The 26,600-nt window shown below is 66.8% G+C and carries 19 protein-coding genes and 8 pseudogenes; 15 read left to right on the forward strand and 12 right to left on the reverse strand.

All coding sequences use genetic code 11. From position 1 onward, the window contains the following. Nucleotides 1-2: 2 nt before the first annotated feature. Complete coding sequence (locus GTY58_RS01410) at nt 3-2,246, reverse strand: hypothetical protein (protein ID WP_037652552.1); 2,244 nt, start codon at nt 2,244-2,246, stop codon at nt 3-5. Between the two features lie 534 nt (nt 2,247-2,780). On the opposite strand from GTY58_RS01410, the gene GTY58_RS40090 reads away from it, so the two are divergent. After that, on the forward strand, nt 2,781-3,266 hold the full coding sequence (locus GTY58_RS40090; protein ID WP_037652554.1) for an amidase domain-containing protein: 486 nt from the start codon (nt 2,781-2,783) through the stop codon (nt 3,264-3,266). 237 nt (nt 3,267-3,503) lie between these two features. Here GTY58_RS40090 and GTY58_RS01420 read toward each other — a convergent pair. Then, nucleotides 3,504-3,697: pseudogene (locus GTY58_RS01420) on the reverse strand (macro domain-containing protein); the annotation flags it as partial. Nucleotides 3,698-4,208: 511 nt separating this feature from the next. On the opposite strand from GTY58_RS01420, the gene GTY58_RS01425 reads away from it, so the two are divergent. After that, on the forward strand, nt 4,209-4,805 hold the full coding sequence (locus tag GTY58_RS01425; RefSeq protein WP_255253784.1) for an IS5 family transposase: 597 nt from the start codon (nt 4,209-4,211) through the stop codon (nt 4,803-4,805). A 128-nt stretch (nt 4,806-4,933) separates the two neighbouring features. On the opposite strand, the gene GTY58_RS01430 is transcribed toward GTY58_RS01425, so the two are convergent. Then, nucleotides 4,934-5,266, reverse strand: a complete 333-nt coding sequence (locus GTY58_RS01430; RefSeq protein ID WP_052082469.1) for a hypothetical protein — start codon at nt 5,264-5,266, stop codon at nt 4,934-4,936. Between the two features lie 270 nt (nt 5,267-5,536). On the opposite strand from GTY58_RS01430, the gene GTY58_RS01435 reads away from it, so the two are divergent. The 5 genes and pseudogenes from GTY58_RS01435 to GTY58_RS01455 all read left to right on the forward strand — a co-directional run bounded on the left by GTY58_RS01435 (nt 5,537) and on the right by GTY58_RS01455 (nt 8,373). After that, the gene (locus tag GTY58_RS01435; RefSeq protein ID WP_137951546.1) at nt 5,537-5,734 is read left to right on the forward strand and encodes a hypothetical protein; all 198 of its coding nucleotides are present in this window, start codon (nt 5,537-5,539) and stop codon (nt 5,732-5,734) included. Between the two features lie 2 nt (nt 5,735-5,736). Then, nucleotides 5,737-6,480, forward strand: coding sequence for a 2OG-Fe(II) oxygenase (locus GTY58_RS01440; protein ID WP_202497284.1), 744 nt, complete (start codon nt 5,737-5,739; stop codon nt 6,478-6,480). Nucleotides 6,481-6,628: 148 nt separating this feature from the next. After that, on the forward strand, nt 6,629-7,513 hold the full coding sequence (locus tag GTY58_RS01445; protein WP_107082973.1) for a hypothetical protein: 885 nt from the start codon (nt 6,629-6,631) through the stop codon (nt 7,511-7,513). Nucleotides 7,514-7,673: 160 nt separating this feature from the next. Further along, a pseudogene (locus GTY58_RS40095) lies at nt 7,674-7,885 on the forward strand (IS5/IS1182 family transposase); the annotation flags it as partial. Nucleotides 7,886-8,028: 143 nt separating this feature from the next. Continuing rightward, a complete protein-coding gene (locus GTY58_RS01455) occupies nt 8,029-8,373 on the forward strand; it encodes a DNA invertase/recombinase (protein WP_010981709.1) in 345 nt (114 codons plus the stop codon). 19 nt (nt 8,374-8,392) lie between these two features. Here GTY58_RS01455 and GTY58_RS01460 read toward each other — a convergent pair. After that, a pseudogene (locus tag GTY58_RS01460) lies at nt 8,393-8,710 on the reverse strand (IS630 family transposase); the annotation flags it as partial. A gap of 24 nt (nt 8,711-8,734) precedes the next feature. Here GTY58_RS01460 and GTY58_RS01465 point away from each other — a divergent pair. After that, a pseudogene (locus tag GTY58_RS01465) lies at nt 8,735-9,809 on the forward strand (tetratricopeptide repeat protein); the annotation flags it as partial. Nucleotides 9,810-9,845: 36 nt separating this feature from the next. After that, complete coding sequence (locus GTY58_RS01470) at nt 9,846-10,352, forward strand: NUDIX domain-containing protein (RefSeq protein WP_010981712.1); 507 nt, start codon at nt 9,846-9,848, stop codon at nt 10,350-10,352. A gap of 212 nt (nt 10,353-10,564) precedes the next feature. On the opposite strand, the pseudogene GTY58_RS40100 reads toward GTY58_RS01470, so the two are convergent. Continuing rightward, nucleotides 10,565-10,687, reverse strand: a pseudogene (locus tag GTY58_RS40100) (IS5/IS1182 family transposase); the annotation flags it as partial. Between GTY58_RS40100 and GTY58_RS01475 the strand changes: the two are divergent. Next, nucleotides 10,647-10,814: pseudogene (locus tag GTY58_RS01475) on the forward strand (XRE family transcriptional regulator); the annotation flags it as partial. The pseudogenes GTY58_RS40100 and GTY58_RS01475 sit on opposite strands and share 41 nt — an antisense overlap. Nucleotides 10,815-11,127: 313 nt before the next feature. Here GTY58_RS01475 and GTY58_RS01485 read toward each other — a convergent pair. After that, entirely contained in the window at nt 11,128-11,445 is a 318-nt protein-coding gene (locus tag GTY58_RS01485) for a hypothetical protein (protein ID WP_137951545.1), read from the reverse strand. Between the two features lie 295 nt (nt 11,446-11,740). Here GTY58_RS01485 and GTY58_RS01490 point away from each other — a divergent pair, with 295 nt between their 5' ends. Beyond that, entirely contained in the window at nt 11,741-12,535 is a 795-nt protein-coding gene (locus tag GTY58_RS01490; protein ID WP_052082473.1) for an endonuclease domain-containing protein, read from the forward strand. Between the two features lie 221 nt (nt 12,536-12,756). Here the strand turns inward: GTY58_RS01490 and GTY58_RS40105 are convergent. Continuing rightward, nucleotides 12,757-12,960: pseudogene (locus GTY58_RS40105) on the reverse strand (DUF6009 family protein); the annotation flags it as partial. A 50-nt stretch (nt 12,961-13,010) separates the two neighbouring features. Here GTY58_RS40105 and GTY58_RS01500 point away from each other — a divergent pair. Continuing rightward, the gene (locus GTY58_RS01500; protein ID WP_237528691.1) at nt 13,011-13,481 is read left to right on the forward strand and encodes a hypothetical protein; all 471 of its coding nucleotides are present in this window, start codon (nt 13,011-13,013) and stop codon (nt 13,479-13,481) included. 121 nt (nt 13,482-13,602) lie between these two features. On the opposite strand, the gene GTY58_RS01505 is transcribed toward GTY58_RS01500, so the two are convergent. Next, nucleotides 13,603-13,935, reverse strand: coding sequence for a hypothetical protein (locus GTY58_RS01505; protein WP_037652565.1), 333 nt, complete (start codon nt 13,933-13,935; stop codon nt 13,603-13,605). Between the two features lie 107 nt (nt 13,936-14,042). Here GTY58_RS01505 and GTY58_RS01510 point away from each other — a divergent pair, with 107 nt between their 5' ends. Both GTY58_RS01510 and GTY58_RS01515 read left to right on the forward strand, forming a co-directional pair. Next, on the forward strand, nt 14,043-15,068 hold the full coding sequence (locus GTY58_RS01510; RefSeq protein WP_010981719.1) for a hypothetical protein: 1,026 nt from the start codon (nt 14,043-14,045) through the stop codon (nt 15,066-15,068). A gap of 767 nt (nt 15,069-15,835) precedes the next feature. Continuing rightward, nucleotides 15,836-16,105, forward strand: a pseudogene (locus GTY58_RS01515) (tyrosine-type recombinase/integrase); the annotation flags it as partial. Between the two features lie 180 nt (nt 16,106-16,285). Here GTY58_RS01515 and GTY58_RS01520 read toward each other — a convergent pair. From GTY58_RS01520 to GTY58_RS01535, 4 genes are all read right to left on the reverse strand, one after another. Then, nucleotides 16,286-16,666 carry a hypothetical protein gene (locus GTY58_RS01520; RefSeq protein WP_137951544.1) on the reverse strand — a complete coding sequence of 127 codons (381 nt, stop codon included), beginning with the start codon at nt 16,664-16,666 and terminating at the stop codon, nt 16,286-16,288. A gap of 199 nt (nt 16,667-16,865) precedes the next feature. Next, entirely contained in the window at nt 16,866-23,426 is a 6,561-nt protein-coding gene (locus tag GTY58_RS01525) for an RHS repeat-associated core domain-containing protein (protein WP_242432116.1), read from the reverse strand. A gap of 639 nt (nt 23,427-24,065) precedes the next feature. Beyond that, the gene (locus GTY58_RS01530; RefSeq protein WP_107082974.1) at nt 24,066-24,620 is read right to left on the reverse strand and encodes a transposase; all 555 of its coding nucleotides are present in this window, start codon (nt 24,618-24,620) and stop codon (nt 24,066-24,068) included. Beyond that, the gene (locus GTY58_RS01535) at nt 24,617-25,216 is read right to left on the reverse strand and encodes a helix-turn-helix domain-containing protein (RefSeq protein ID WP_338059013.1); all 600 of its coding nucleotides are present in this window, start codon (nt 25,214-25,216) and stop codon (nt 24,617-24,619) included. The genes GTY58_RS01530 and GTY58_RS01535 overlap by 4 nt, the downstream gene beginning before the upstream one ends. Before the next feature lie 108 nt (nt 25,217-25,324). Between GTY58_RS01535 and GTY58_RS01540 the strand changes: the two genes are divergently transcribed. Continuing rightward, nucleotides 25,325-26,599, forward strand: coding sequence for an IS701-like element ISSav4 family transposase (locus tag GTY58_RS01540; protein ID WP_010981725.1), 1,275 nt, complete (start codon nt 25,325-25,327; stop codon nt 26,597-26,599). The last annotated feature ends 1 nt before the right edge of the window (nt 26,600 follow it).

A 26,600-nucleotide genomic window follows, 5' to 3' on the forward strand; every position in this document is an offset into this window, starting at 1 on the left:
GTCTAGTTGGAGTAGAAGACGCCAGGCTTGTCGTGAACCGGCCCATTCTTCCCCCAGATCAGGTGTGTCGCGTTCCTACGGGTACCGGCTATGATCTTCTGCTTGTGGTTGGTGTCGTAGCCGGTGGTGACGCCGAGTCCGACGCCCATGAAGTTGACGGCGTTGCCGAACTTGGCACTCTTCTTCCTGGTCAGCTGGAAGTACGTGCCGTTGTCGACCTTGGCGTGGTAGCTCTTCGGGGCCCTGCCGTAGTTGCCGGAGCCGTCCTTGGCCGACACGTCCTTGCCGATCTTGCCGACGGAGCCGCCCGAGGGGACCTTGTAGCGGCCGGGCTCGATCGTGTACCAGGTGGCACGCACGGTGCCGGAGCAGATCCTCTGCTTCTTGTACTTGTTGTACTCGATCGGCACCTGGTACTGGTGGGCGTAGTAGGAGCCCTTGTTGGGGTAGCCCGTCGAGACGCCGGTCTCCGACGAGATTTGCATGCTGCCACCGAGCTTCCAGTCGCCGTTGCTGTTGACGGCGGTGTCGATGGCGCTGTTCATGGTGTCGTCGTAGTCGAACGAGGCCTTCGAGTCCCAGTTCGCGTGTGCTTCACCGACCACCGTGTACTTGATCTTGCTGGTCTGCTTGTACTTCACCGTGTCGCACGATCCGGACGCGTGCGGGGTGACCGTCTCGGCGCTGATGTCCTTGCCGCCCACAAGATACGGGTTGTAGCTGGCGGCCAGGGTGCTGTGGTCGCTCTGCCACATCGGCGTCATCTCGCCCGTCGCCTGCGGGTCGGCTTTGGTCTGGGCAGCGAAGGTCTGCTTCTCCTGGTCGGCGGTGGGCTCCTTTGCGGCGGTGTCGTCCACGGTGTCCGGGATCAGGGGCACGGTGTGATTGTCGTTGATCGCCTCTGCGGCCCGGGCGGAAGCGTCGGTCCCGGCGGCGAGGGCGGTCTTGGACTGCTCGGGTACGGCGGTCAGCGTGTCCGCGCCGAGTACCTGTACACCCGAGGAGGTGGTGGCCGTGGTGGTGGCGTTCAGGTTGAGCGCGCCGCCGTTGTCGTCCATGGCTTGCTTCACGTTCGCCGGCAGCGTCGAGGGCAGGGTCAGCGTCCATGCGCCGTCGGATGCTGTAGTCGCCTTACCGAGGAGGGGCTCTGTCCCCCCGGTGGCGGTGTCACTGCCCGTGTCGACGTCCGAGGCAGTGACCATGACCGTCAGCCCTGACGCCGGCTGCCCGCTGCCGAGGGTGAACCTGCCGGTGATCGTGTTCGACGGCGTCGACGGTGCCGTGTCCGAGGACTCCTGCGCGGTGGGGACGTCGGTGTCGGCGACGGGCGGGGTGCCGAAGTAGGGGACCGTGTCCTGGTCCGGGTCGGTCAGGCAGGGACCTGCATCCGCCATGACGTCGCCGAGGATGCCCGAGCGTACGTCGCTGTCCGCACTCGTCCATGGGCCGGTGGTGAAGGACCGGATCTGCCCGGTGGTGTCCGGATCGCTGGTGACCGACTGGGTGCTGATGGCGTTCGGGCCGGGTGCCCATGCCTGGGCAGCGTCAACACCGGTGGCGATACTGGTCGCTGCCTCTAGCCTGATGCCGGGGCCGGGGGGCAGGTTGGCGGGGCCCGGGGGCAGCGACGTGACAGCGGCCTGCTGGATCGTACCGTCCTTCAGCCACTGCACCGCGGAATTGATCATCCACGCGTCGTCGGCGTCGGCGATCGCACTCGTGACGGACGACTTTGCGCCGTCCATGACCTTCGTGATCGTGCCGTCGCCGCTGTCCGGGCTGGACTGCTTGTAGACGTCCATCGTGCCGTCGGAGGCGATCACCAGGATCCAGTGGCCATTGGCCAGGATCTGCTTCGCCGACGACCAGTTGAAGCTGTAGGTCTTGACCGGGGTGAGCAGGGAACCGCCGGTGGCAGTGTTGTCCTTGTACGACTTCACCTGGCCACCGCCCGTGGCCTCGTAGATGATGCCGTTGCCGCCGCCGGTGAAGACCTTGCTGGTCATCGGCAGGCTCGCCGTGTACAGCGTGTCCAGCAAGTCAGTGTCGGGGCTCTTCGGTCCCCACTCCATGTACTTGTGCAGAACTCGCTTGCTGGCGGCGTTGCTGCTGGTGGCGGGCTCAAAGACGTACGTCGACACGGAGTAGGTAGTGCAGCTGACATCCGCAGCGGATGCCGGGTGGCCCGGAGTCAGGGCCTGCGGGGCGACGGTCAGGCCGGTGGCGAGCACGATCGTGCTCAGCACCTGTATGGCCGTGGTCGTGCCGCGCCCCCTCGAAACAGAAGACATTGGTTCCCCCAATGTGCAGGCGAGCTTTGGTCGGTGCTCGCGTCGCCGAACATCAAACCATCACCGAACGCCCAGTTCAGCGGCACAATCGGGAGATTCAGTTCCGCTTCTTCTGGTTGCATGTCCGCATTTGGATCTTGTGTATCCGATATGAGAACGCCGATTCTTGAGCTTGCTCTGAGCTTCCCCGGCACGGACTTTGCGAGATCAACACGCACATCATGCGGTTTACTTACCGAGCAGTTACCGATCGGTAATGAGCGCGGCTCGGCTTCGACCTGTAGGCCACCGAACAGCCGCACGCGGGAACCAGGCCCCGGCGACTACTGCCGCCGACCGGCTTCGGATGATCGACAGCGGGGGCGCCAGTGTCGGCGGTTCCTCACCCTCGCGATCACGAGTCCCCATGGGGAAGGCGGTTTTCTTTCGGGAGAACGATGTTCGCCAGTGCGCCCTTGGAGGCCCTGGTCGTGCCCTTACGATGATCTGATGCGCCAGGCCGACCCGAAGCCGTACTGGAACACCAACGTCGCCCGGCACCCGGGCATCCTGCGTGCCGTGCCTAAGACCGGCACCGCTTCCGCGACGGCGGCCCAGCCGCTGTTGGACTACATCAACCGCCGGTATCCGCTCACGCAGACGACCCCGCTGGACGCCAACAGGTTCAGGGCCAACGCGGTACCCGAGGCCGAGCCCGGGGACATCATCGCCTACGACTGGCAGAACGACGGCGAGGTCGACCACCTGTCCCTCGTCGTCGACATCGCAGACGGGCAGTATCCGGAGATCGCCGAGTGGGGTGTCGTCGACTGGAACCCGCTCGGGGTGATCAACCGGAACGCGACCACGCCCTACGCCAAGCGCGGCTGGACGTACTCCGAGAAGAACCACAACTGGCTCCAGTCGGTCGAGGAGACCCGGAACGTCTCGGCGAAGTTGATCCACATCGACACCAGGAACGTCACCACCTTCTGAGTGCCGACAGTACGTGCATGGCCCCGCCGCTATGGCGGCGGGGCCTTTCCATGCCTGTGGCGTTGCAGAAGCCCCAACGGATGGACTGCTACCCCGAGATGCCGCGCAAGTCATGCGGCCTGCCCGCACCCGTGCGGGCGTTCTACTTGCTAACGACGAGCTTCTTCATCTCCGTGGTGAGCTCGTCGCGGCGCTCGTCGGAGGTCAGCTTTTGGTCACGGGCGGTCCAGGCGAGTGCATCGATAGAAAGGCGATGGTCTTGGCGCCCAGTTCATCCGCGACCTCAAGGCAGCGCCGGTAGCAGGAGGCAAGGCCTTCGGCCTCGCCGTACTCCCTACCTACCGGACCGTCGGTGTGGATCACGTGCTGACCGGCGGGTTGAGGTCGAAGACCGGCGTCGCCATTGCGTCGCCAGGCTCACATGGACCGATCGCGGCACCCTCGATCGCGAGACGTTGACCACGTTAAGGAGCGGCGCACCGTAGCACTTTGGTGCGCCTGCTTCGGTAATTTCGCCCGGATGTGGCCAGTGCCCGAATCCGATGGAATCCTGGGCTTACACGCCGTGAAGGATTGTCCGTTGTGAGGGGGCACGGATGCAGGTGTGCCCGGCTGTCGTGATCAGGGGCGGGACCGCTACGGCGGCTGCCATGGTGGTGGTCCTGGGCTTCGGAGTCGCGGGGTGCGGTACTTCGGGCGGGCCACCTGGCGGGAATTTGCCTGACGGTGTGCGGACACCGGGAGTGACTTCGTCCGCAGCGACGGTCCCCGGTCAAAATGGTGGCGGAGGATCTGTCAGCGGCCAGAACGACGGCGGAGGATCTGTCAGCGGTCAAGGCGGCGGGAGCGGATCCGTCGGCAGCCAGGACAACGGTGGTGCGGCGGCTGGGGACCCGGGTATTCCCTCCGTGGAACCGCCGCCGACGTATACCGAGCCAACCGATGGGCCCGGCATCGGTGTCACCGGCAGCCCGCCGGCGACGCAAGTACCAACGCCCTCATGCAGCCCAACACCGGCCCCAGGCGAGACCTGTGGGCCGAAGGCCGGGAGCCTCATTACGAGGCCACGAAGACGGTAACGGGGATCTGACAGGTCCGAATCCTGTCGATCGGGGTAAGTACGGCTCGAAGATCCACTTGATCACCGAGCGGACCGGTCTGCCCTTGTCCGTCGCAATCTCGGGCGCCAAGCTGCACGACAGCCAGGCCCTCAAGCCCCTTGTCCGCGGCATACCGCCCATCCGTTCCCGTCGTGGACGCCGGCGACGCAAGCCCGGCAAGCTCCACGCGGACAAGGGCTACGACTATGCCCACCTGCGACGATGGTTACGCGGACGCGGTATCAAACACCGCATCGCCCGCAGAGGCATCGAGTCCTCACAACGGCTCGGCCGCGACCGATGGGTCGTCGAAAGGACCATGTCCTGGCTCGCCGGCTGCCGACGACTCCACCGCCGCTACGAACGCAAAGCCGAGCACTTCCTCGCCTTCACCAGCCTCGCCTGCACCCTCATCTGCTACCGCCGGCTGGCCAAATGAGATGATTCCTAAGGAGGTTGGGAGCCGGAAGTGAAGTGGACGTGCTGCTCGCCGCCGATCTGGAAGGCGGCGGGGCCGTTGCACGTGTTGCCGGACACTTCGGCGGGGCCGGCGTCCGCGGGGCCGGGCTATGGGCGGGCCTGGGCCATGAGTTTGCTGAGCTCCGCCACCGCCTGGTCGCGCTCGACCCCGTCCAGGTCCTCCAGCAGGGTCTCGATCCGGCTCTGCCAGACGGCCTCGTGCCGCACCCGGAGCCGCTCCACCTCGTCCTGGCCGGCCGTCGACAGTTCGGACGCGCTGCGGTCCAGCCGCTCCAGCTCACGGCTCTCCCGCACCGCGTCCCCACGTCCGAACCACTCGGCGACCCGGCCCCGAAAACCGTTCCACAGGTCAGTCCCCGCTGCCTGGACCACTGCAGATCCGCCCGCCGCCGCTGCCGCCGATACCAACTCGTCCAGCATGGCGCCTCTTTCAACTCCCATGGCCCTGCGGGCATTACGACCCTAGCGCGCGAAGGGCGCCCGCGGAGGGAACTCGCACCTGGTCGGTGCCCGGCAAGGTCGACGCCCTCGATGGCGTCAGCCGCTGCGGTACGGAGCAGCCCAGCGCCGCGTGGGACTACCTCGCCTCGGTAGTCCCCTGAGCCGGTCCCCCCCGTCTCCCGGCCCTCTCCGCCGCGTTGGGTACGTCCTGCTTGCTTTGTGGGCTCACCCCGACCTAATATCGTCATCATGACGATAACCGCCCAGTGGTCCCCGCTCCCTGCAGGCATTGACTCCAGGGGCTTCGAGTCCCTCCACGGACTCGAAGCGCACAAGTACGTGGCCCGCGGTCCCGCCGTCCACCTCAATGCGCTGCCCGCGGCCGTTCCGGGCTGTGGGGCCCACGGCCATGTTGGGATCGGCGACGGCCTCAGCACGGAGAAGTGATCATGTTTGAAATGCCGGTAAATCCCTTTGAGCTCTCCGAAGAAGCGCTGAGCCGAATATCTGCCGATGACTCATGGACCCCGATCGAATCAGAGATCCCAAAGGCCAACGCCAAGGTGATTCGCCATTTCCTCACTCCGGCCGAAGTGGAGGCATTCGCGACCGAACTGGCCGCCCAGTGCTTTGCCCCGGTGGGCCGAGACGGCATTGCCGCCAACTATGCAGAGGGAGATCCGGTCGCTCATCTCCGCGCCACGGCCGAATCCACATCCCTGGCGGCAGAATTCTACCGCAGGCTGCGGACGCTTCTATCGCTTGAAGTGGGATCGGACGATCCGACGGATTCGGACGGAAGGCCCTGGAGGCCGGTGGCCGTCAATCCGCGTATGCGCTTCATCACGTACGAACACGGCGGATTCATTGTCCCGCACTACGATTCGCCCTATTTCGCCCCAGACGGAAGGCGCACTCTCCTGACGGTCGTCGTCTACCTGTCGTATGAGGCCGTGGGCGGAGAAACGCGGTTCATCGCCGATAAGCAGAACGATCTTCCCTTTGCGCAACGTGACTTCTCTGACTGGCCGCGGCTCGCGAAGCCTGAGGAAATAGTGAGTGCCCACCGCCCAGAACCGGGCGATGCGCTCCTCTTCTGGCATCGGACGCTTCACGACTCGGCCCCGCTTCTTGAGGGTACGAAAACAATACTCAGAACCGACGTGCTCTACGAGCCCGTAGATGTGCCTTGAGCAGCGGCAAGGCCACCGTCGCGTTGTCCCTCACCCCGGAGACCGACGTCCGGCACGCCGTGATCGCCCACCTCCGAGCCGGGCGGCATCGGGCCCTGCCCGCGGCCGGACATCGAATCCACTCGCACCGAACGGCAGGGAGAGCAGCATGACCAACGGGAGGATCCACACCGACTGGGTGGAGACGGTGTCTCAGGACGGCCTGCACCTGATGCAGACGCGCTTGGAGGTGAGAGTTCCTACGTCTGAGGGTCGCAAGTTCATCACCTGCGGTCTGGCCCGGAAGACGTATGTGGTGAAAGACGGTATTGCTTGTCGGGTTTCGTCCTACGCACTCGGCCGCGACCTGGGCAGCCCGGGCAACTACGACTTCGAGATCGTTTCTGCGACGGGGGGCCCTCCGATCCGGAGGTTCTTCAACTGGGACGGCGTGCCGGCCGAGATACTCGAGGGCGCTCTCTTCGACGCGCATGAGGGGCTTGACGATGGCGAGTACATCGTCCGGATCGCGGCGGGAATGACGACCAGCTGGGACAGCGGGACGGGACAGAGCATCGAGCTCCATGTCCCGTGCCACGAACTCGCATTCGTCGTGGTGGGATCCGCACCGCAGGAGGTGCGCGCGCGTACCGGCGGCCCGTGGGCGGCGCGGCCCTCCGTGGAGATCCCCGTGGTCGATTGGCGCGATCAGCCCACGGCGGAGGCGGCATGGGAGGCCTACCTGAACGGGAGCAGAATCAGTCTGGATGCCTACGGGATCTTCTCCCCGCAGCATCTGATGAGGAATCAACGGGATACCGCTCTGGAGATTCTCCGGAGCGAGGGCTACGCCATACCGCGAACCCCGGAACCCGCCGAGACGCCTGGGACCTGGCTGGGCCACTGGGGTGGAGCATGGATGCCGGCCGATGTACTCGCGGCCCTTCACACCGTGCCGGACGACACCGCGCAACGTGCGTGGTATCAGGGAGCGAAGGAATCCCTGGACATCGCATGGGATATGCACCTCCTGTGGACCACCGACGTGTTCTGACCGGGCCCGCGCTCCGTCCATGACCACCGTGGCGGGCCGTCGGCAGTCACCCTGCACCGAGGTGCCGAGTACCGGCCGCGGCCCGGTCCGCCTCCGGCCTGACTGCCGGTCGCGGCCCGGGCGAGGATGTACGGCAGCACCAGAAGGTGCGCCCGCGAGGTTGCGCCAGCGCGGCATCCGCCACCGCATCGCCCGCAGGGGAATCGAGTCCTCGCAGCGGCTCGGACGCCACCGCTGGACCATAGAACGACCATGGCCTGGCTCGCCGGCTACCGCCGACTCCACCGCCGCGACGAACGCAAGGCCGAACGCTTCCTCGCCTTCACCAGCCCGGCCCGCACCCTCATCTGCTACCGCAGACTCGCCAAATGAGATGACCTCTTTAGTGTTGCCGAATGACGTCTCCGGACGAGCCGGTTCCGCAAGATCGAGCGGATCAGTTTCGAGATCCACGACGGCGGGTTCTCCGCCATCGACCTCACCGCCCGCCACCCGCGCACCGGCGAGCTGCTGTCATGGGGCAAACCCTCGCCGCCGCCGGCGGACTTCAGCGCGACCTCCAGCGCGAGCTGACCTATGACGGGCTACGCGCCGCCGAGGCCAAGGGCAGCAAGGGCGGACGCCGCCCCGCCGTGGCGGCCGCGAAAGCCGAGACCGTGCGCACCGCATACCTGGAAGGCCGCTCAATCGCCGCCCTCGCGCGCGACCACGGCGTCAGCCGCGGCGCGATCCGCACGGCCATCGCCGACCTCCAACACCTTGGCGAGATGGAGTGGATCGGGCCCGTGGGTCAGGGCCTCTTCGGCGCGACGGACGGCGGGCGCCCCTCGCAAGCCGCCGCCCACGCCGGCCTAGTGTGATGCGCCGGAAGTCACGGTCTTAAGTTCCTTGCTGGTTCTCGGTGGCTGGCGGAGTTACCTTACTGAGGTAGTCGGTGAGGGACTTGAGGATCTCGTCGGCAGTCTTGGTCCAGGTGAAGGGCCTGGGGTTCTCGTTCCACGAGTCGATCCAGGCCCTGATGTCGTCCTCCAGCGCTTTCACGGAGGTGTGGACGCCGCGGCGGATGAGTTTGTCGGTCAGCAGGCCGAACCACCGCTCCACCTGGTTGATCCAGGAGGAGCCGGTCGGGGTGAAGTGGAGATGGAAACGGGGGTGCTTGACCAGCCACGCCTTGATCTCGGGGGTGTTGTGGGTGGCGTTGGCCTGAGTGTGTCAGATGCCGATGAGCCCGATGAGCGAGATCCCGTCCTGGCGGCCACCGACCTGGGCCGCGCCGATGTCGAGCGCCGCAGGTTCCTCGCGGTGGCCGCCTTCAGTACCGCCGGCGTCGCCATGCCGCTCGCTCACGATCACGAGGCCACCGCCCGCATGCTCCGCGCCCGCACCGGCACATCTGTAGTCGGCGCGGAGGACGTGGACGTCGTACGCCAGATCACTGCAGCCTTCAGCGCGGCCGACGAACGCCTCGGCGGCGGCCACGGCCTGACCACCGTCACCGCCTATCCTCCGAGGTCGCTTCCCGAGCGAAGCCATACGCCAGGCGGCGTTCGGCGCCGTGGCCGAACTCGCCTACCTGGCAGGCTGGAAACACCACGACCTCGGCCAGGAAGGCGCCGCCCAGCGCTACTACCAGGTCGGCTACCAACTCGCCTGCGAAGCCGACCCGCACGGCCACGCCGCCTGGATGATGCGCGCCCTCGCCCACCAGGCCCTCAGCCTCAAACAGCCCCACCACTGCGTCGACCTCGTCGAAGGCGCCCTCACCCGCGGCCTCGGCCACGTCGACGGCCAGACCGAAGCCCTGCTCTACATCACCCACGCCCGCGCCTACGCCGTGACCGACGAGAAGTCCGCAGCCGCCCGCGCCCTGCTCGCCGCCGAAGACGCCCTCCTGCGCGACGACGTCCCCCAGCCCAGCTACTCCCGCGTCAGCGGCCCCGCAGCCGGCAGCGTAGCCAGCCACACCGCCCGCACCCTCACCGACCTCGCCGACCTCGCCGACCACGCTGGCACCGAACAACAGCACCGCGACGCCCTGATCCGCTGGGACCTAAAGAAGTACAAGCGCGTCCACGCCCTCACCTACGCCGACCTCGGCGACAGCCTCGCCGCCCAGGCCCGCGCCGACGAGGCCGTCGCCGCCTGGTCGCAAGCCCTCACCCTCATGGAAGGCATGACCTCCGACCGCACCCGCAAGGCGATCACCTCGCTCCGCTCCCCTCTCTCTGTCTACCAGCGCCGCAAGGTGCCCGGAGCCGTCGAACTCGCCCGCCGCGCACGACAAGCGCTGGCCTAAGCTGCCCATCAACCGGCCGACGAAGGGACACCAGACGTGGCTCAGCGGACAACGGACGACCTGCCCAACGCCCTGCCGCCCGCCCTCGAATCCATGACCCTGCTGGTCGCCGCCGTCATCGTCCACGACCAGGCCACCAACCGCGTCGTCCTGCTCCAGCGCAGCGAGAACGCCAAATTCGCCCAGGGCATGTGGGACCTCCCCGTCGGCAAGAGCGAACCCGGCGAGCCCATCACCGAAACCGCTGTACGCGAGTTGCACGAAGAGACCGGCCTGACCGTGAAGCCGGAGGCCCTCATGGTCGCCCACATCATCCACGGCTCCTGGGGCGTCGAGGCTCCCAACGGCTTTCTGACCGTCGTCTTCGCCACCCACGAATGGACCGGCGAACCCGAAAACCGCGAACCACGCAAGCACTCCCAGGTTCGCTGGGTTGACGCCGACGCCATCCCCGAGGAGTGCGTGGACACCACCGCCAGCGCCCTCCACCACTATCTGTCCGGAGGAGCCCAGGTGTCACTGGACGGATGGCTCCCAAAGTAGTCACGGCGTAGCCCGCCAGTCATCCAACCTGCGACCGCGCGACGTACCAAGCGAAGTCGTGGGCGGCTCTGGGGTGTGCACGCACTGCTGATACTCCACGCTGCGGGCTACCGGTGGGAGGTGGTCGACTCGCTTGCAGCGCTTCGGCTGGCAGTTCCCGGCCGAAGCGCTGCATACACCGCTCGCTCACGCGTCACGCCTCTCGGTGTGCGAGAGTCGATCACCGCCCGCGACCAGTCCAGCTTCTTCGCGGCCCGCAGCTTTCTCAGCAGCACTACGTGCAGTTCGTCCCACCACGCCGCCCGCCTCCTCCAGGCCCAGCAGGACGGCACCGACGAGGACGACCTCCGCCAGATCGCCGCCGAAGCGCTCGGCGAGGTCTACTTCCGCGACAACGGCCGCCGCGCCCAGAGCCTCGAAGTGAAACTCACCGACCTCGTCGACCTCAAGTTCGAGCTGTAGGCAAGGCAGTACGGCGGCTGCGGCTGTTGAGGCAGGATCGGGTGTGCCCGCCGGGCTGTGCGTGTGGAGCCGGTGCGGTGCGGACGTGGGCGGCTGAAGACCCAGCGCAGCACTTCCTGGTCCACCAGGGGGCGTTCTGTGCGGGCCAGTGCGGTGCGGACGTGGGCGGTCAGCTGGGCCCAGGCGCGGAAGTTGCCGTGTGCGGCATGGCGGTCTTCGTGCGGCTACGCGAGGACGTGAACGTGGAGCATGTCCCCGCCTTCGGCGCCCGAGCCTGACCGGACGCCGACCGTCGCCTCAATCTGTCGCGCGCTTACGCGTCGTCCTCTTGGCCCTGCGTCGGAACTTCGGCGCCGGCGCCGTTCTCCCCGGCTGGCATGGGCGTGGGCACGGCGGTGGAATCGCACCCGCGGCCGCGCACCCTGTTGTAGAGCTGGGTCCCGGCGATGCTCACACTCGCGGCGACGATGGCGCCCTGCGCGCGGCCGATGAGGAGGCCCTGCGCGCGGCCCATGGCGATGCCCTGCGCGCGGCCGATTAGGGCCCCCTGCATGCGGTAGAAGGCCCGCAGTGCTGCGGGCCCGCCTCGCTTCCCGGCTTCCTTGGTCAACTCCGTGTAGACGCTGGTCACGCTCTGCCTCACCTGATTTCGCTCGCCCAGGAACAAGACCGATGTTCGCAGCAATGCCCCCGGGATGTCGGGCAGTTCAGCAAATGCCACGCTTCACGGTGATGGGGCTACCTGAGATTTCAGAGATCCCCATCACGCCCTCCAGGAACTGCTCGCACTCCGCCTGGTCTCGCCGAGACCAGCCCGTCCCCGCACTCCCCGCGCAGAAGGCAACCCCCTCTTCGGCCCTCTCGGCTCGTGCAGCTGCCGCAGGCGTGCGGGCCCGGCTGTCAGTGCTGTGGGCGAGGATCACTCCATGGCCAGCCTCGACGAACTGCCCCCATACCGACGCGCGCAGTTGCTGTGGCGCTGGGCGCACGAGGGGGTGGCGTTCGTCGAGCACTTGGTCTTCGACGCCGCGAAGGAACCCTGCTGCCTGCCCTCTCCCCCGCCGGGGCCGCCGGGCAGGACCGTCGCGGTGCCCGGTGACGACGGCCGGTTCCACCTCGAGCGTGCGGGCCTGATGCTGTGCGGGCAGGCCGAGGCCACCGGCGCCTGGGGCCACCGTCAGCACTGCGGGTGGGTCGAGCGGTGGGACGGGCCGCAGGAGTGGAGAGGCGGCCGCGATGACGGCACGTCGGTCTGGGGCTCCCTCATCGTCGAGTGGCCGGTGCGGGCGAGCGGCCCGGGCGTGGACCCGGGCAGCGTCGACCGGCCCGAGCGCTGCCCCGGCGGCGCGTACGAGCTGCTGCACCTGTGGCCTCCCCGCCCGGCCCGTACGGCATCCGTCCGGCGCCTGCGTGCCGCGCTGGTCGACGCGCTCGGCCCCGACTGCCATCTGTGCGGCCTGTACCCCGGGGCGATGGTCGACCATGACCACCAGACAGGTCGGGTGCGGGGACTGCTGTGCGCTTACTGCAACCGGCTCTTGGAGGAATGCCCGCACCTCACCGACTGCCCCAGGGCCGACTATCTGCTCGCGCCCCCGGCCGACGCGCTGAACCTCATGTACCCGGCCGGCCAGCAGTGGCGGCCCAAGGAATCCACGCGCCTGCGGGTGATTGAGCAGCTGGGGTTCGATCCGTTCGAGGACCTGCGCCCGCCCTTGTAGGCGCCGACCAGACTCAGCTCTCCCTCCAGGGGCCACAAGCGGGGCACCCATGCGGGCGGTGTGCCCCTCCGCTCGACGCTGATGATCGCTGATCAGTTCCTGCGGAACACGAGTGCTTCCGGGGCCGGTTGGGCCGCCTCGGAGGCGCCTTGTCGGGGCAGCCGCGGTTGCGGTCGCACTCCAGCCGACGGCGCTGCGCGAACAGTTGGCCGCCGTCACCGTCAGGAACGGGAGCCGGTGATGGCGGCGGGCCCGCTCTGCGAGCGTGGGGTCTTCTCGCTCACTTTCTTCACCTCGATGGTGTGGGGGTCCACGGCTTCGCCGGGGGCGCCTTCGCGGTACAGGCCGCTGGGGAGGCTGTCGCGGTCGTGCGGGAGGAGGAAGAAGACGCGGCGCGTGTACAGGCCGCTGTCGGGGTCGGGTTGCTTGGCTGGCCCTGCGACGCGAGGGAGGGCTGGACGCGCTCGTCGAACTGGTGCAGTGGCGGGCCGAGAACAGTGAGCAGGAGGAGGTGTGGCCGCGTGACCTGGAGCATCTGCGTGAGCTCGCCCTGGAGTTCAGGATCATGCACTTGAAGAGTGAGCTGAACGCCGCGCTGGGACGGTTCAGCATCGGCATCGGCGGCCTGGACGACCGCTACCCCACCATCCTCTCGGTGGCGTTCCTGCAGCTCTACAACCACCTTGCCGAAGACGCCACGATCCGCGAGTGCGCCAACGAGACCTGCCGCCGGAATTTCGTACGCCAGCGCGGCCGCGCCGAGTATGGGCAGAACCGCACCAGCGGCATTAAGTACTGCACTCGCGAGTGCGCCCGCGCTCAGGCGCAGCGCGAACTCCGCCGGCGCCGCAGACAGCAGAACTCGCCGCTCCAGCAACCACGGTCCGAGAAGCCGGCGCCGCAGGACAGTCCGGAGGCGGTCGGCCAGGCGGGAGGCGAGCGGTGATCAGTCTGCGGAACCAAAACCCGGAGCGGCAAGCTCACCGGCGACCAACTCGCCTCGCTCGCGAAGCCAGCATGGACTGGGTGTAAGGGGTGGGTGGGCTCCGGTAATGGAGCCCACCCACCTACTTCTTCTTTGGGCGCCGTACGACACGCGGCGCCCGGGGAGCAGCCAGTCGAGCGATCTTGGTGTCGCTGGCCAGCAGCGCCATTCGTTCGGCCTGGTCCAACTCCTCCTGCTCAAGAACCGCCTCGGCGACATCTGGCAGGCGGTCGTCGGGGCAGGCTTTCAGGCTGGCTACCAGGCGCTTGTGCTTGGTGTCGCCCGCGCTGGGCGAGGGAAGGCCGAGGCGCTCGCACAGCGCCGGCAGTTCCTTCTCGGTGTAGCGCCTGTACTGCGTGAGGAGCACGCCGTCGATCAGACTCCGCAACCGCGCCGTGTCCATCTGGCCCCCCATCCCATGATGATGAGCGACACCCGGACACGATTCCACCCCACCCCTTCACCTTGGCCAGCAGGCAAATTCGCAGTGCGCCCGCACGCCGCCCCTCTACCTTGATGCGCATGTCGCACAAATCGATCCACGAGCACCTGCTGATATCGGCCCGGAAGTGGGCGCGCACGGCGGTCGACGCGTACCTGGAGGAGCCCATCGACCAGGACTTCGCCGTGCACCACATGGCGGTCGCGGTGGAACACGCGTCCAAGGCATACCTGGCGTCCATCGCTCCCGTGCTCCTCGCGTCGGAGAAGCAACCGAGCGTCGACGACCTGCTGGTCCTGAGCGGGAACGAGGACAAGACGAAGAAGGGCCGCGCCGGGCTCAAGACCATCGGCGGCGAGGGCGCCATCCTCAGGGCAGCCCAGCTCCTCGGCCCCGGGCACAAGGGGCCTGCCAAGCTCAAGGAACTGAGGGAGTCGCGCAACGGCATCACCCACATGGGGTGGGGCCAGCCCGTAACCGAGTGCCGCGAACTCCTGGCCGCGGGCATCGAGCACATCAACGCGCTCCTGAAAGCTCTGTCGACAGAGCCCGACGGCTTCTGGGGCACACACCTCGAAGCCTGCACCGCGCTGGTGGCCCAGGCCATGAGCGAAATGGAGATCCGGTATCACGCGAAACTCCGGCAGGCCCGCGAGCGGTTCGCCGAGACCACCCGGCGCCTGTCCGAAGCCGAGATCGCCGAGCTTGCCAGCAGTCTCTCCGCTCTGCCGACAGCGCACTCTTCGAGGAGCAAAACTGAGGCGCGGACAGTCGAGTCCGGCTCCCTCACGCACTGGGACCATGAGACACGCGCCCCGATGAGCTGCAGCACTCTCTCGGCCCGGGTGAGCTGCATGATGTGCGGGCCGGCCCGGGCCGCGATGCGTCGAGCGCGTCCTCGCCGATCCTCCGCCGCCCGTCGGTGTGAACCGCCGCCGCACCGCGCTCGGCGCCCCGGACAAAGTGACCGTGCGCGAACTGGCAGGCGTCCCGGCACAAGCGCTGAGCGATTACCGGGACCGGCACACCGGCGACGACTCCCTCGTAGAAAAGGCTCTCCTCGCCTGCGCCGCGAGCGGACACAGGTCCGAGGCCGACTTCGATAGGGTGCTGCGGCGTCACACCCTCCGGACACCGTGCTGCTCCCTCTCGCCGAGGGCCTGCGCGAGAACCTCGGCGGTGCACCGACATGGCGCGAAGCCTGGGCCCGTCTGGTCCTGGCCAGGCCGAACACCCAGCGGCCCTTGTACGCGCTCTACCAGCCTGGCCGGCGCTGCACGCCCGGGGGGATCGCTACGGGAGCGCGCATCCGTCGGTGGTCGCCGCGGTACGCGATGCCCTGGGCACCGACCAGGCCGCGTGGAACCGGTTCGCGACCTGCCCGGCAACCAACTCCGGACCGACCGCCTGGCTGCGCCTCGGTGACCTCCTGGACGCGGCTGCCACGGGAGCACCCTGGCCGAAGCCGCCAGGCAGCCGATAAGCCCTGATCTTCGCCCAGCATCCGGCGAACGCAGGGTCGGGGTCAGGTCGCGGGCCGCATGGTCGCGGCGGCGCAGCTGGAGGGTGAAGACGGCAACCGCGTCGAGCAGGGCGGCGCGGATCGAGGCGCCGTCCAGGGTGTGCCGGGGAAGGGCCCGGTGAATGCTCGCGGTGGCGGGCAGGGTGCGCGGGACGACGGGGCGGGGGTCGATGCCGCAGGCCCCGTCATCCCGCAGGATCTCGGCGCGGTGGGCCCGATGCCGTGCAGGGCACTGCCCGGCGGAGGGCGGGTGAGAGGTCAGCCGACGATGTCGACGCCGAAGGCGCGGGCCAAGGCGGCCAGTTGGTGGTCGTATCCCTGGCCGACCGCGCGTACGCGCCAACCTTCGGCCGAGCCGGACTCCGACGCATCCGCTTCCACAACCTCCGCCACTCGACCGCGACCCTGCTCCTGGAACAGGGCGTCGACCTCGTCGTGATCAAGGAACTCCTCGGACACGCCCACATCGGCGTCACCGCCACGGTGTACGCCCACCTCCGACTCCGCCTCCAGCGCGACGCCATCGACCTCCTCGGCAACGCCCTTCGCAACCCCGACGAGACCGCCATCCGACCCGACGACGGTGACGGACCCCCACTTTGTGCAGCACCCGTCCACTGACGTTGCCGTCAACTACTGCCGTCAGACGCCTCAGGAGCCCCGCTGGAGACAGATCCAGCGGAGCTCCTGAGGCAATTTATGCGCACCTACGAAATCGAAAAGATATGGCCATCTACGCTCACCAAAGAGGACAGTAGCGCCGCTGCTGCCAGGCCAGGCAAAATCCGCAAGCGATTCAACTCATACCTGATCCTGTGAGGCTTCAAATCCGTATGGATTCTTCCCGCTCACCAGTCCCCAGATAGGGTCGCCCTCTACCGAGCGAATCCACTCCTCGAAAGATTTCGGACCATCTCGGAACCACCAATCCTCATGTCCGCCGATCAAGCCAAGGTTCGGATCCATCGCGTAACGATATTCGAGCAGGACTTGGGAGTAGCACTCATGCTCGCCCTTCACATCAGCAACAGCAAGCTGGCGCACGAATCCTACGACGAAAGTTGGCTCCGGAAGCCAGTTCACCTTGCCATACTGGAAAAGGAACCCGTCGGAATCCGGGGAATCCGGGACGTCGAACTCGACTAGTGCGAACCGCCGGACCGCCTCGTGCAGCTCGGCCACAGTCGGCACTGCAGTCCCTTCTGCAGACAGACTGAGCAGGTCTCGTGCTACATCAACAGCAGACTCAAGCGACTGCCTCGCGGACATGCTTCACCCTTACCTTCCTCTAGTCTCGAAGCCATTACAGCAGCAGCCCCGCCGCCGCGAGCCATTATTGCGGCTCGATGGCGACAGGGCGACGGCTGGGTAGGCGGTTGCTCTACGGCCAGTAGCCTGCGTTCAGCTGATTTCTAATATGATTTAGAACATCTCTGGCCTCATTGGCAGTCCTCACTCCCGACATCATGTCGTTTACATAGCCATAGTAGTTATTTGTGTGAATCCTTGAGTGCACAGACGCACCAGTCAGATTTGGCGATGCCGATCCGCGCGGCAAGAATACTCCATTGTCCGCATCATTTATATCAATTCCGACGCTAGCCAATTTCGCCCGTGCAGACGCAGCCTTGGGAGATGCACTTGCCACAATGTGATGCGCCGCCGTCTCGGCCGGCCGAATGGTACCTGCGGCCGTCATGTTGTCACCCAAAATCTGGGCATTGGTCGAGCAACTGGAATTATGGACCAGGACTGGCGTGGTACCGGCGAGTGCATAGTACGTGTGCAGATCATTGACTGTGAGGTTGTACGTGGTGGCGTGCTGGGTAAATGCCCGGTTGCCCGTGACGATGACGGTGTCACCGTCATCGGTGAGCAAGGTCATGCCCGGTTCAAGGCTCCCAGCTGTAATCCAGGCACTCTCGGATGGCGACCAGAAGGGGTGTTCATGGGTCGCCGTCAATTCCTCGGCGCCGTCTTCCGTGGCGATGGAGAGTTTGTTGAAGTGCTTGTCGCCCGTAGTGGTGATGAGACGGGTAACCTCGCGAGGTCCGGTTTCGCCGGTTTTGGGGTCGGTGGCCTGGACCTTGTCTCCGAGTTCCACCTCCTCGATGTCCTTGGTCGATCCGTCCGCCATGAGGATGTCAGTACCAGCCAGGAAGCACTTGCAAGGGCCTGCCGCCTTCTTGGAGCTGCCCCGTCCGTTGGTTCCGGGCAGCTCAATGGCTACGGCAGCATTGAGCATGTCTCGTTGCGGGTCGATGCCATCAGGACAACCCCCGACGTCCTCACACGCGTTGTACACAACCTGCCCGACGCGAAGGTCGGCGAGGGGGTCCTCGTGTGGCTTGTAGTTCCAGTCGGTCCAACCAGCCGGCCAGCTGACGATGATTTCCGCGACTCGGTCGTAGAACTCTTGCGCCTTATCCCAGTCCGATGGAACGACGCCAGCCAGCAGATAACCGCCATTCCCGCTGTTGCACGAAGTGCAGGCGTGCTCTCCCGGGTGCTGGCCCGTGTAACCGGCACGCTCCCCGTCGCCGGCGACAGGGTAACCGTCACCGCAGATGTCGCGGCGGCACAGACCGGATGGATCGCTGTAGGAGATGGGGTTGTTGGTCGCGTACGAGTAGGCGTTGAGGTTCTGCGGGGCATACGGCGTGGCCAGGGGGTCCGGGCTGAGGAATCGGCCCAGGTTGGGGTCGTAGGCGCGGGCGCCGAGGAGGGAGAGGCCGGTGCTGGTGTCCTCGGTCTTGCCCAGGAATCCGTTGTCGGTGCCGGTGGGCAGGGTGCCGCTGCGTTCGTCGCCGAAGGGGGTGTAGCGGCGGCGGGTCGAGGCTCCGGTCGATGCGTCGACGGCGAGTTGGGTAGACGCCTGGGTGTCGGCCATCAGGTAGGTGACCTTGCCGTTGGTGGCCGTGGTGCCCTCAGTGGTGCGCATGGCGACCGTTGCTGTACCGCTCGCGTAGACACGGGTCGCGGTGACGGTGGTGCCGTTGGTGGTGCGCAGTTCCATGCCGTCGATGGAGGCGACGGTTTCCTGCGGGGTGGTGCGGACGAGGATGTTGCCGTCGGCGTCGTAGGCGTAGCGGGTGAGTTCGCTGCCGCTGGACTTGGTGGTCTTGACTGCTTCCAGCTGTCCCTGCGGGGTCCAGGTGTAGTCGGTGGTGATGCCCGGCTCGACGCGCTGCTTCATTGTGCCGTCGTCGAAGTAGTAGAGCTGGTCCGACTTGGTGGTGGTGCTGCCGGTCTTGTGGTCGATCTTGCGGACACCGTGGGGTTGGTTGGCGTTGGCGGTCGTCCAGGTGCCGGTGTCGTCGTAGCCGGGGTAGAGGTAGTCGTGCAGGGTGGCGGTGCCGGCCGAGTCAGTGTTGGTGATCGACTGGAGGTTGCCGAGACGGTCGTAGGTGTATGCGGTCTGGTAGGGGGCGGTGCCCTTGAAGTCGGAGGCGGTCTTGGTCTTGTCGGCGCAGATGCCCGTGGTGGTGTGGGTGTAGGCGTTGGTCAGGCGGGCCTGGTCGTCGTAAAGGAAGCACTGCGACTGGGCGGTCTGGCCACTGGCCTGCTCGCGCAGCTCGGTCAGTTTGCCGGCGAGGTCGTAGGTGTAGGTGTCCTTCTGCCGCTCGCTGACTACCTTGTTGAGGGTCGTGGTCGTTGCCACGCTCTTCAGTTCGCGGGTTCCGTTGCTGTCGTCGTAGCTGTAGGTGCGCTGTGCCGCTGCTCCGATGCCGGGGAGGACGGAGTCGACTCCGTAGGACCGGTCCGTCAGGCGGTCGTAGGCGTCGTAGCCGGTGGAGCGGATGTATGTCTGCAGCGCGGATTGCAGGCGCAGAGGGCGACCATAGCCGTCGTACGTCGCGTTGACGGTCTCCGCGGGGAGCCCACCGGCTGCCGGGTAGGCCACCGAGGTGACGTGGTCGGCCGCGTCGTAGGTGAAACCGGTCGTGTAGCTACCGGCGAGACCCTTCACGGTGTCGGGGATGGTGACGGTCGTCTTCAGTGGGCGGCCGCGGACGTCGAACTCGCCGGTCTTGGTGGTGTAGGTGTTGCCGTTCGTGTCACGGCTGGTGGTCGAGGTGATCTGGCCTTTGCCGCCAGTGATGTTCAGGCCGTCCCACGTCCAGGCGGCGAGTTCGGTGTCGCCGCTACGGACCGCCGTCTTACGGCCGAGGGCATCGTAGCCGTAGTCCAGGACAGTCTTTCCGCCATTGCTGGTGATCTTGCTGATCTGGCCGTTCTTGTCGTACTCGGTGGAGCTGACCCCGGCATCAGAGTCGTCCGTGGCGGTGCGCTGACCAGCCCAGTCGTAGGTGTAGGAGGTGTCGTTTCCTCGAGGGTCAGTGATCTTGATCAGTTCGTCTTTGGCCGTGTACGTGTACGCGGTCGTGTAGGTGGCGCTGCCGGTGTGTTCGACGACCTTGGACACCTGTCCGTAGACATCGGTGTATGTGTCGGCGGCAGCGTCGACCTTGTTCTTGACGCTGGTGAAGTCGCCGTCGTAGGTCGTGTCCACGCGGCCTGCATCCTGCGAGGCGCCATTGACCTGGAGCCGTGAGGTGATGGCACGGCCCGCCCAGTCGAGTACCAGGTCCGTGTAGGACGGAAGGTCCTCGACCTTGGCGCTGGAAGGTCCACCGGAGCCCGCCGTGCCCTGGTTGCGGAAGACCGCCGAGGTGCCGGTCACGTTGCCGGCCGAGTCGTAGCGGGTGACCGAGACCTGCCGGTTGGGCACCTCGTTGCCCGTGGCCGCATCGACGCCGTTCCCCATGGGGGTCTGCGTCTCCCGGGCACGGCCCAGGCCATCCACATAGGCGTGTGAGGACAGGTATGTCGTGCCGGACTGCAGGACGTGCGTGGCGACGTGCGGGTAGCCGTCGACCGCGTCGGGCACTCCAGCGCTGTTAGTGGAGGTGGGGATGGTGTAGCTGAACTTCATCGACGGTGAGCTGCCGGTTTCGGTTGGCCTCCACACCTCCACCAGACGGCCCGCCGCGTCCAGGCTCATTTTGGTGACGTTGCCGTTGGCGTCCTGAATCGAGGTCGGCTTGCCCCAGAACCGGGATGTCCATGCTGTGGACGTGAGCGCGGTGTGGGCGGGCAGAGCCCCATCGGGGTCGGGAGTGGTGACGATGACGCCGTTCAACGGCCAGGTGTTGGCCGGGCTGTACTTCGTGAGGGTGCGGTTGTGGCTTCCGTCCTCGCTCCACATCACACGCCCCGCGTCGTCGTAGCCGGACCACGTGGAGCGATAGCTGCCCGACTTTGTATAGGTACGGGACTCGGTCGGGTTGCCGTCGACGGGCTTGTTGGCGTCAACGCTGGTGGCGTTGTCGTACAGCGTCGACGCGTAGCCGTCCTGCTTGCTGTCGGCGATGCTGGAGCAACCGACCGAGTAGTGCTTGACCTGGTCCTGGAGCACGGTCCACCGCTGGGCGCCGGTGGAGTCGTAGTTGTCGGTGTTGTAGGCGCGACCGTAGGTGGTGCAGCGGTTGTCGGAGACGCTGCTCTGGCCCCAGTCGTCGGTGCGCATCGGCAGGCCGAATGTGGTGGAGGCGCCCTCGGTGTCGTCGTACTCGGTTTCCACCGTGTGTTCGCGCCAGCCGCTGCTGACCTTGGTGTTGGTGGTGGTTTCCTTCTCGCGGACGAAGCGGGCGTCGGGCAGTCCGTCGTACTGGGCGGTGTTGTGGTCCCAGTACTTGTGGTAGGTGCGCTCGTGAGAGGTGCCGGTGTCGTCCCGCAGCGATGTGGACAGGATGCGGCCGGACAGCCAGGAGTCGTCGGTGTAGTTGTTGCCGTCGCCGTCGTCGACCGTGACCGTCTTCGTCGCCGACGCGTCCGCCTTGGACGTACGGTCCCCCGACAGGCCTCGGTACAGCCAGGACTTCTTGGTCTTCTGGCCGGCGCCCGCGCCGGTGGTGACCTGGACTTCCTGGTAGCCGCGCCAGTCGGTCCAGGACTCGTCCTCGTCCTTGATCAGTGGATCGTTGGTGAAATGCCAGCCGGCGCCGTCCTCGTAGGTGTACGAGGTTGTCATCACCGGCGCGCCGTCCTGGTTCGTCGTCACTGTCGGGTCGACTTGGACCTGGGTGACCAGGAACTTCTTGAACCATCCGGTCTTCGAGTCCGTCTCGCCTTCCGGGGTCCACTTCTGCCAGTAGCAGTCCTGGGTGTTGGAGGCCTGAGCAGGCAGGTGGTCGATATCGCAGGCATTGGCGAAACCGTAGGAGACCGTGGTGGTGGCGCCGAGGTCGCCGTGGATCTCCTTGATGCGGGGGAAGTTCAGCTCGGCGGAGCCGACCTTGTTGTCCAGGTCGGTGCGGTTGAAGTTGATGACCGGCAAGACGATGTCGTCGCCGTCGCCGTACGTCTTGCGCTGGATGTAGTCGAGCCAGAGGGTCTTGCCGATCGTGCCGTCCGGGTTGGGCATCCCGTACTTGTTCTGGTATTGCTGCACCAGGTCCCAGCCGGTGCCGTCCTGGTCGCTGACGTACGTCTTGATGTCCCACAGCATGTCCGTGGAGAAGAACGTGGGGAAGTACGTCTTGCCCGCGCAGTTGTAGTCCGCCGACGTGCCGTCGCACATCAGGTCGACCGGCACGTCGGGGTATGAGCCTGGTTTGTCGTCGAAGGCCGGGCAGGCGGCGGGCTCGTCGCGCAGGGGGTCGTTCTCCTGGACCCGCTCGATGCACCGGTTAACGTGGCTGAGTTCGACCTTCGCCGGGACCTTGCCGTCGGTGATCTGCGAGGACCAGCCGTACTGGATCTCCTTCACATAGCCGGATGAGACGTACTCGCGGGCCTTGTCGGTGTTGGCGACCGAGCGGTAGTGGTTGTACTCCTTGTCGTAGAAGTACATAGTCTCGACCTCGTTGGCGTCGACCGCCCGGTCCAGGTTCCAGCGCCAGGCCTGCGTGCAGGGCTCGGGGAACTGGTCGTGGCACGGCTCGCCCGCGTCGTTGCCGACGACGGGGACGGTGAACACGGACGCGGTCGCCGTACTGGTGCGCTCCGAGCGGCCCCAGCCGAAGTAGTAGCGCTGACCGTCCTGGGTCGAGATCACCCAGTACTCGCCGTTGCGGCCCGCGCCGTGCCCGTCGAACAGACGCTGCACACGCCAGCCCGGGTCGTTCTTGAGGTGGTAGGCGCCGCTGCCGTTGTTGTCCTGGATCAGCTCCGAGGTGGTGCCGTTGAGGCTGATGACGTAGGCCGCTCCGTCCGGCTCCTTAGCCGAGTTTGGCGAGTCCCAGCACATGTCACCGATCGTGGGCAGGCCGTCCTCGGTGCAGTTGCGGTAACGGCGCTCGATGAAGCCGACGTTCAGATCCCAGCCCATACCGGACCAGGACGCCTGATTGTTGGAAGCAGAGGTACGGCCGTCCACCGACTGCGAGTCGTACGACATCGCCAGCGACGGCGCCGAGCCCATCGGCGGCGCCGGCACCTGGATCGGCACGCTGTAGTTGAACGAGCCCGACCCTGTGGACACCTCCCACGAACCCGTCGGCGACAGTGTCGACGCCCGGTAATCCCCCGCGTCCGAGGACGAGCTGGAGGTCACCGCGTACACACTGGCGCTGCTGGAGCCCGCCTCCCGCATCAGCTGCGCTGAAGCACCCGCGGAGCCCGTGTCGGCAGCCGCCGTCACGGTAGCGGTCAGGGTGCCGGAGTCCGTGTCGTTGTCCACCGGCACAAACTCGCGGTCTGCGCAGCTCTCGGCATCCGGCGTCTGCAGTGCACACGCGGGCACCTTCACCAACCTCAGCCGGGAGGCGAAGTCAGCGCCGTAGGCGTACTTGAAGCCCGAATAGTCGATGTCAACCTGCACCTGCCCCGGGGCATCGACGCCATCGGTCCGGGAGACCTGCAGCCCCAGGCCGATACCGCCGGCCGGGGCCACGGCCTCGCGGTCCAGAACCCGCACCTCGACCTGGTCCGGAGACACCGGGTCCTGGATGGGCTCATCCGAAGCGGACTCTGAAGGCTCCGGCGAGGGACTTGCCTCAGCCGTAGGGGGCGTGCTCGGTTCGGAGCCGTCCGAAACGCTCGGGCTTGGGGAAGGAGTGCTCTCGTCGGCCAGCCGGGACAAACTCAGCTGGGCTTCGGTGCCCAGATCCTCCGCAACCGGAGCAACTTCCACAACCTCGCCGACCTGCGTGCTCTCACCGTCACCGACACCGCCCGAAGCCGACGCGGATGGTTCGGGCGACACCGTCCCCGGCTCTCCGGCAGCCGCCTCCGACAGATCGACCGTTGCCTCGGCCGCGCTCGGCCACTTCGGAGCGGGGAGCGCCTTGCCGACCTCCTCAGTCTGCTGCGCCGGGACCGACCCCAGAGACTGCGACGGCACCACTGGCGTCGGATCGTCAGAAGCCGCGGCTGCCTGTATCGGAGACACCACCGATACCGTCGACAGCAACCCCGCCAGTACCGCACCCGCGAAACCGACCGAAACAAGGCGCGCACGCCGAACAGCCACCCGAACTCCCCCCGTGCCGCCCGCGCCGACGCGCGGGCGGCAGCCCAACAGACAAATCAGCAGCCCCCGGGTATGGCACAGCCGCGCTCCCTAGTGCTGGGTTCCTCAAACGGTGTACACATATCGGCGCCGTAGTCGGCGGGTTGGTGGTGCGGGTCTGCCCCAGATCCAGGGGTTGGCACGGGAGTTGAGCTGGCTGGTTGCAAGGGCAGTGGCGTGTTCGATGTCGTCGGGGTTGGCGAATGACCGGCCGGCGAGGGCGGCTTTGCGGAAGATGCGCCACCAGCCTTCCTGCAGGTTGAGCCAGCACGCGCCGACAGGGATGAAGGCGTGGTGGATGCGGGGATGGTCTTCGAGCCAGGTCCGGGTGGACAGGCTGTTGTGACTGGACAGATTGTCGGTGACGATCCAGAGCTCGCCGGTCGGGTTGGCGTCTTCGATCTGTTGCAGGAACTGCTGGTAGAAGACGCTGTTGCGGGAGGAAGCGGTCATGGTGATCTGCTGGCCGTCCCGGACGCGTAAGGCCCCGTAGACCCAGGTCTTCTCGGGTCCGCGGCTGTAGTCGAGTTCCGCTTTGATCCGGTGCCCATCGGGTGACCAGGCGGGTGCGGGCGGGAAGGTCCGCGGGATCACTGGCCCCAGCTCGTCGGCGCAGATCACCGTCGCGTCGTCGGGCGGGTGGGTGTAGAGGCCGATGATCCTTGTCCTTTTGGGACGAAGTCCGGGTCCTTCGACCTTGTCCAGGACCGGGTGCGGCGCCAGCGCACGCCCTCGGCGAGCAGGATACGGCGGACCTGTGAGCGGCCCACCTCGACCCCCTCGGCCCGCGCTGCCGCGGCCAGAGAATCCAGGGTCCACTCAGGTGGCCCGGACTCGTCGAAGGCCCATAGCTCCCCGACGGGCTCCCACCGCAGCCGCCCCGGCGGCACGGTCTTGACCAGGGAGATGATCCGCGATCGTTCCTCCTCGGTGATCCGTCGCTTGCGGCCCTGCCCGCCCAGATCATCCAGCCCTTGCAGGCCTGAGCGGTTGAAGCGGTGCAGCCAGCACCGGACCGTTTTCTGGCTGCAGTCCAGTTCTCCAGCGATCGCCGGCACCCGTAGTCCCGACCAGCTCAGCTCGATCATCCGGGCCCGCATCACTGCATCGCGGGGAGCCTTCCGTGCCCGCGACAATCGGCGAACGACGGCCCGTTCGTCCTCGTCCCGCCCCGGTCGTGCCCGTAAAACCATCGTCCAGCACCCGCCCCCGAGCATCGTCAACTACCCCGCCACCAGGACATATACCCAGCGAAAGAGGAACCCAGCACTAGTAGGGCTCCGTTAGGTCTGTCTCGCGGTCCTGTTTGGGGGCATGTTGAAGGTGTGGATGCACATGAAGTGAACCGTGCTCGGGCGACGTTGGCATTATTCGTGGCTGACGTGTTCGCGTCGGTGCCGCGTAAGGACCAGCGGGCGAAGGGCGACTGCTATCTGCGGGGGCTGATGCTGGACGGACGGCGTAAGTCGATCCAGCCGATGGCAGAGCGGCTGCCGGATGGCAACGAGCAGAACCTGCAGCAGTTCGTGAACCAGTCGACCTGGGATCCGGTGCCGGTGCGGCGGCGGATCGCGGAGCGGATGGTGGCGCAGATCGGCCCGGATGCCTGGGCGGTCGATGACGTGTCGTTCCCCAAGGACGGCAAGATGTCGGTCGCGGTCGCGCACCAGTACTGCGGGGCGCTGGGCAAGCAGGCCAACTGCCAGGTCGCGGTGAGCGTGCACGCGGTCTCCGACACTGCCTCCTGCCCGCTGCAGTGGCGGTTGTTCGTGCCCCAGGAGTGGGCGCACGACGCGCCACGGCGGCAGAAGACCGGGATACCGCCAGAGGTCGGGCACCGGGAGAAGTGGCGCCTGGCTCTGGACATCTTCGACGAGCTGGCCGGGTGGGGGCTGGTGCCGCCGGTGGTGGTGGCCGACGCCGGCTACGGGCAGAACGCCGACTTCCGCGACGGCCTGGACGGCCGGGGCATCGGCTATGTCGCGGCCATCCGCTCGGATGTGACCGTCCATCCGCACGATGCCGAGCCTTTCGCGCCGCCCTGGTCGGGCAACGGCCGCAAGCCCCAGCCCCGCTACCGCGACAAGCCGTCCTCGGTGGCGGCGCTGGCGACCGGCCACGGGCGGCAGGCCTTCACCGAGGTGACCTGGCGGGAAGGCTCCCGCGGACCGATGCGCTCGCATTTCCTGTCCCTGCGGGTGCGGCCGGCCGGGGTCAAATCCCGACGCCTCGCCCAGGCCGCCGCCACAGACGAAAACTGCTGGGACGGTGTCCTGCCCGAGGTCACACTGCTGGTCGAATGGCCCGAAGGCGCCGAGGCGCCCACCGACTACTGGCTGTCCAACCTGCCCGACACGCTCTCCCTCGCCGAACTGGTCCGCCTGGCGAAGATCCGCTGGCGCATCGAGCACGACTACCGCGAACTCAAGCACGGCCTCGGCCTGGACCACTTCGAGGGCCGCTCCTGGACCGGCTGGCACCACCACGTCTCCCTGGTCACCGCCGCCCACGCGTTCCTCACCGAACAGCGTCTGGCCCCAAAAGCCGGTACAGCGGACTCACCCTCTACCAGACCCTCGACGCCATCCAGGACCTGCTGAA

The sequence above is a fragment of the Streptomyces sp. SID5469 genome (assembly GCF_009862865.1).
Taxonomy (GTDB): domain Bacteria; phylum Actinomycetota; class Actinomycetes; order Streptomycetales; family Streptomycetaceae; genus Streptomyces; species Streptomyces avermitilis.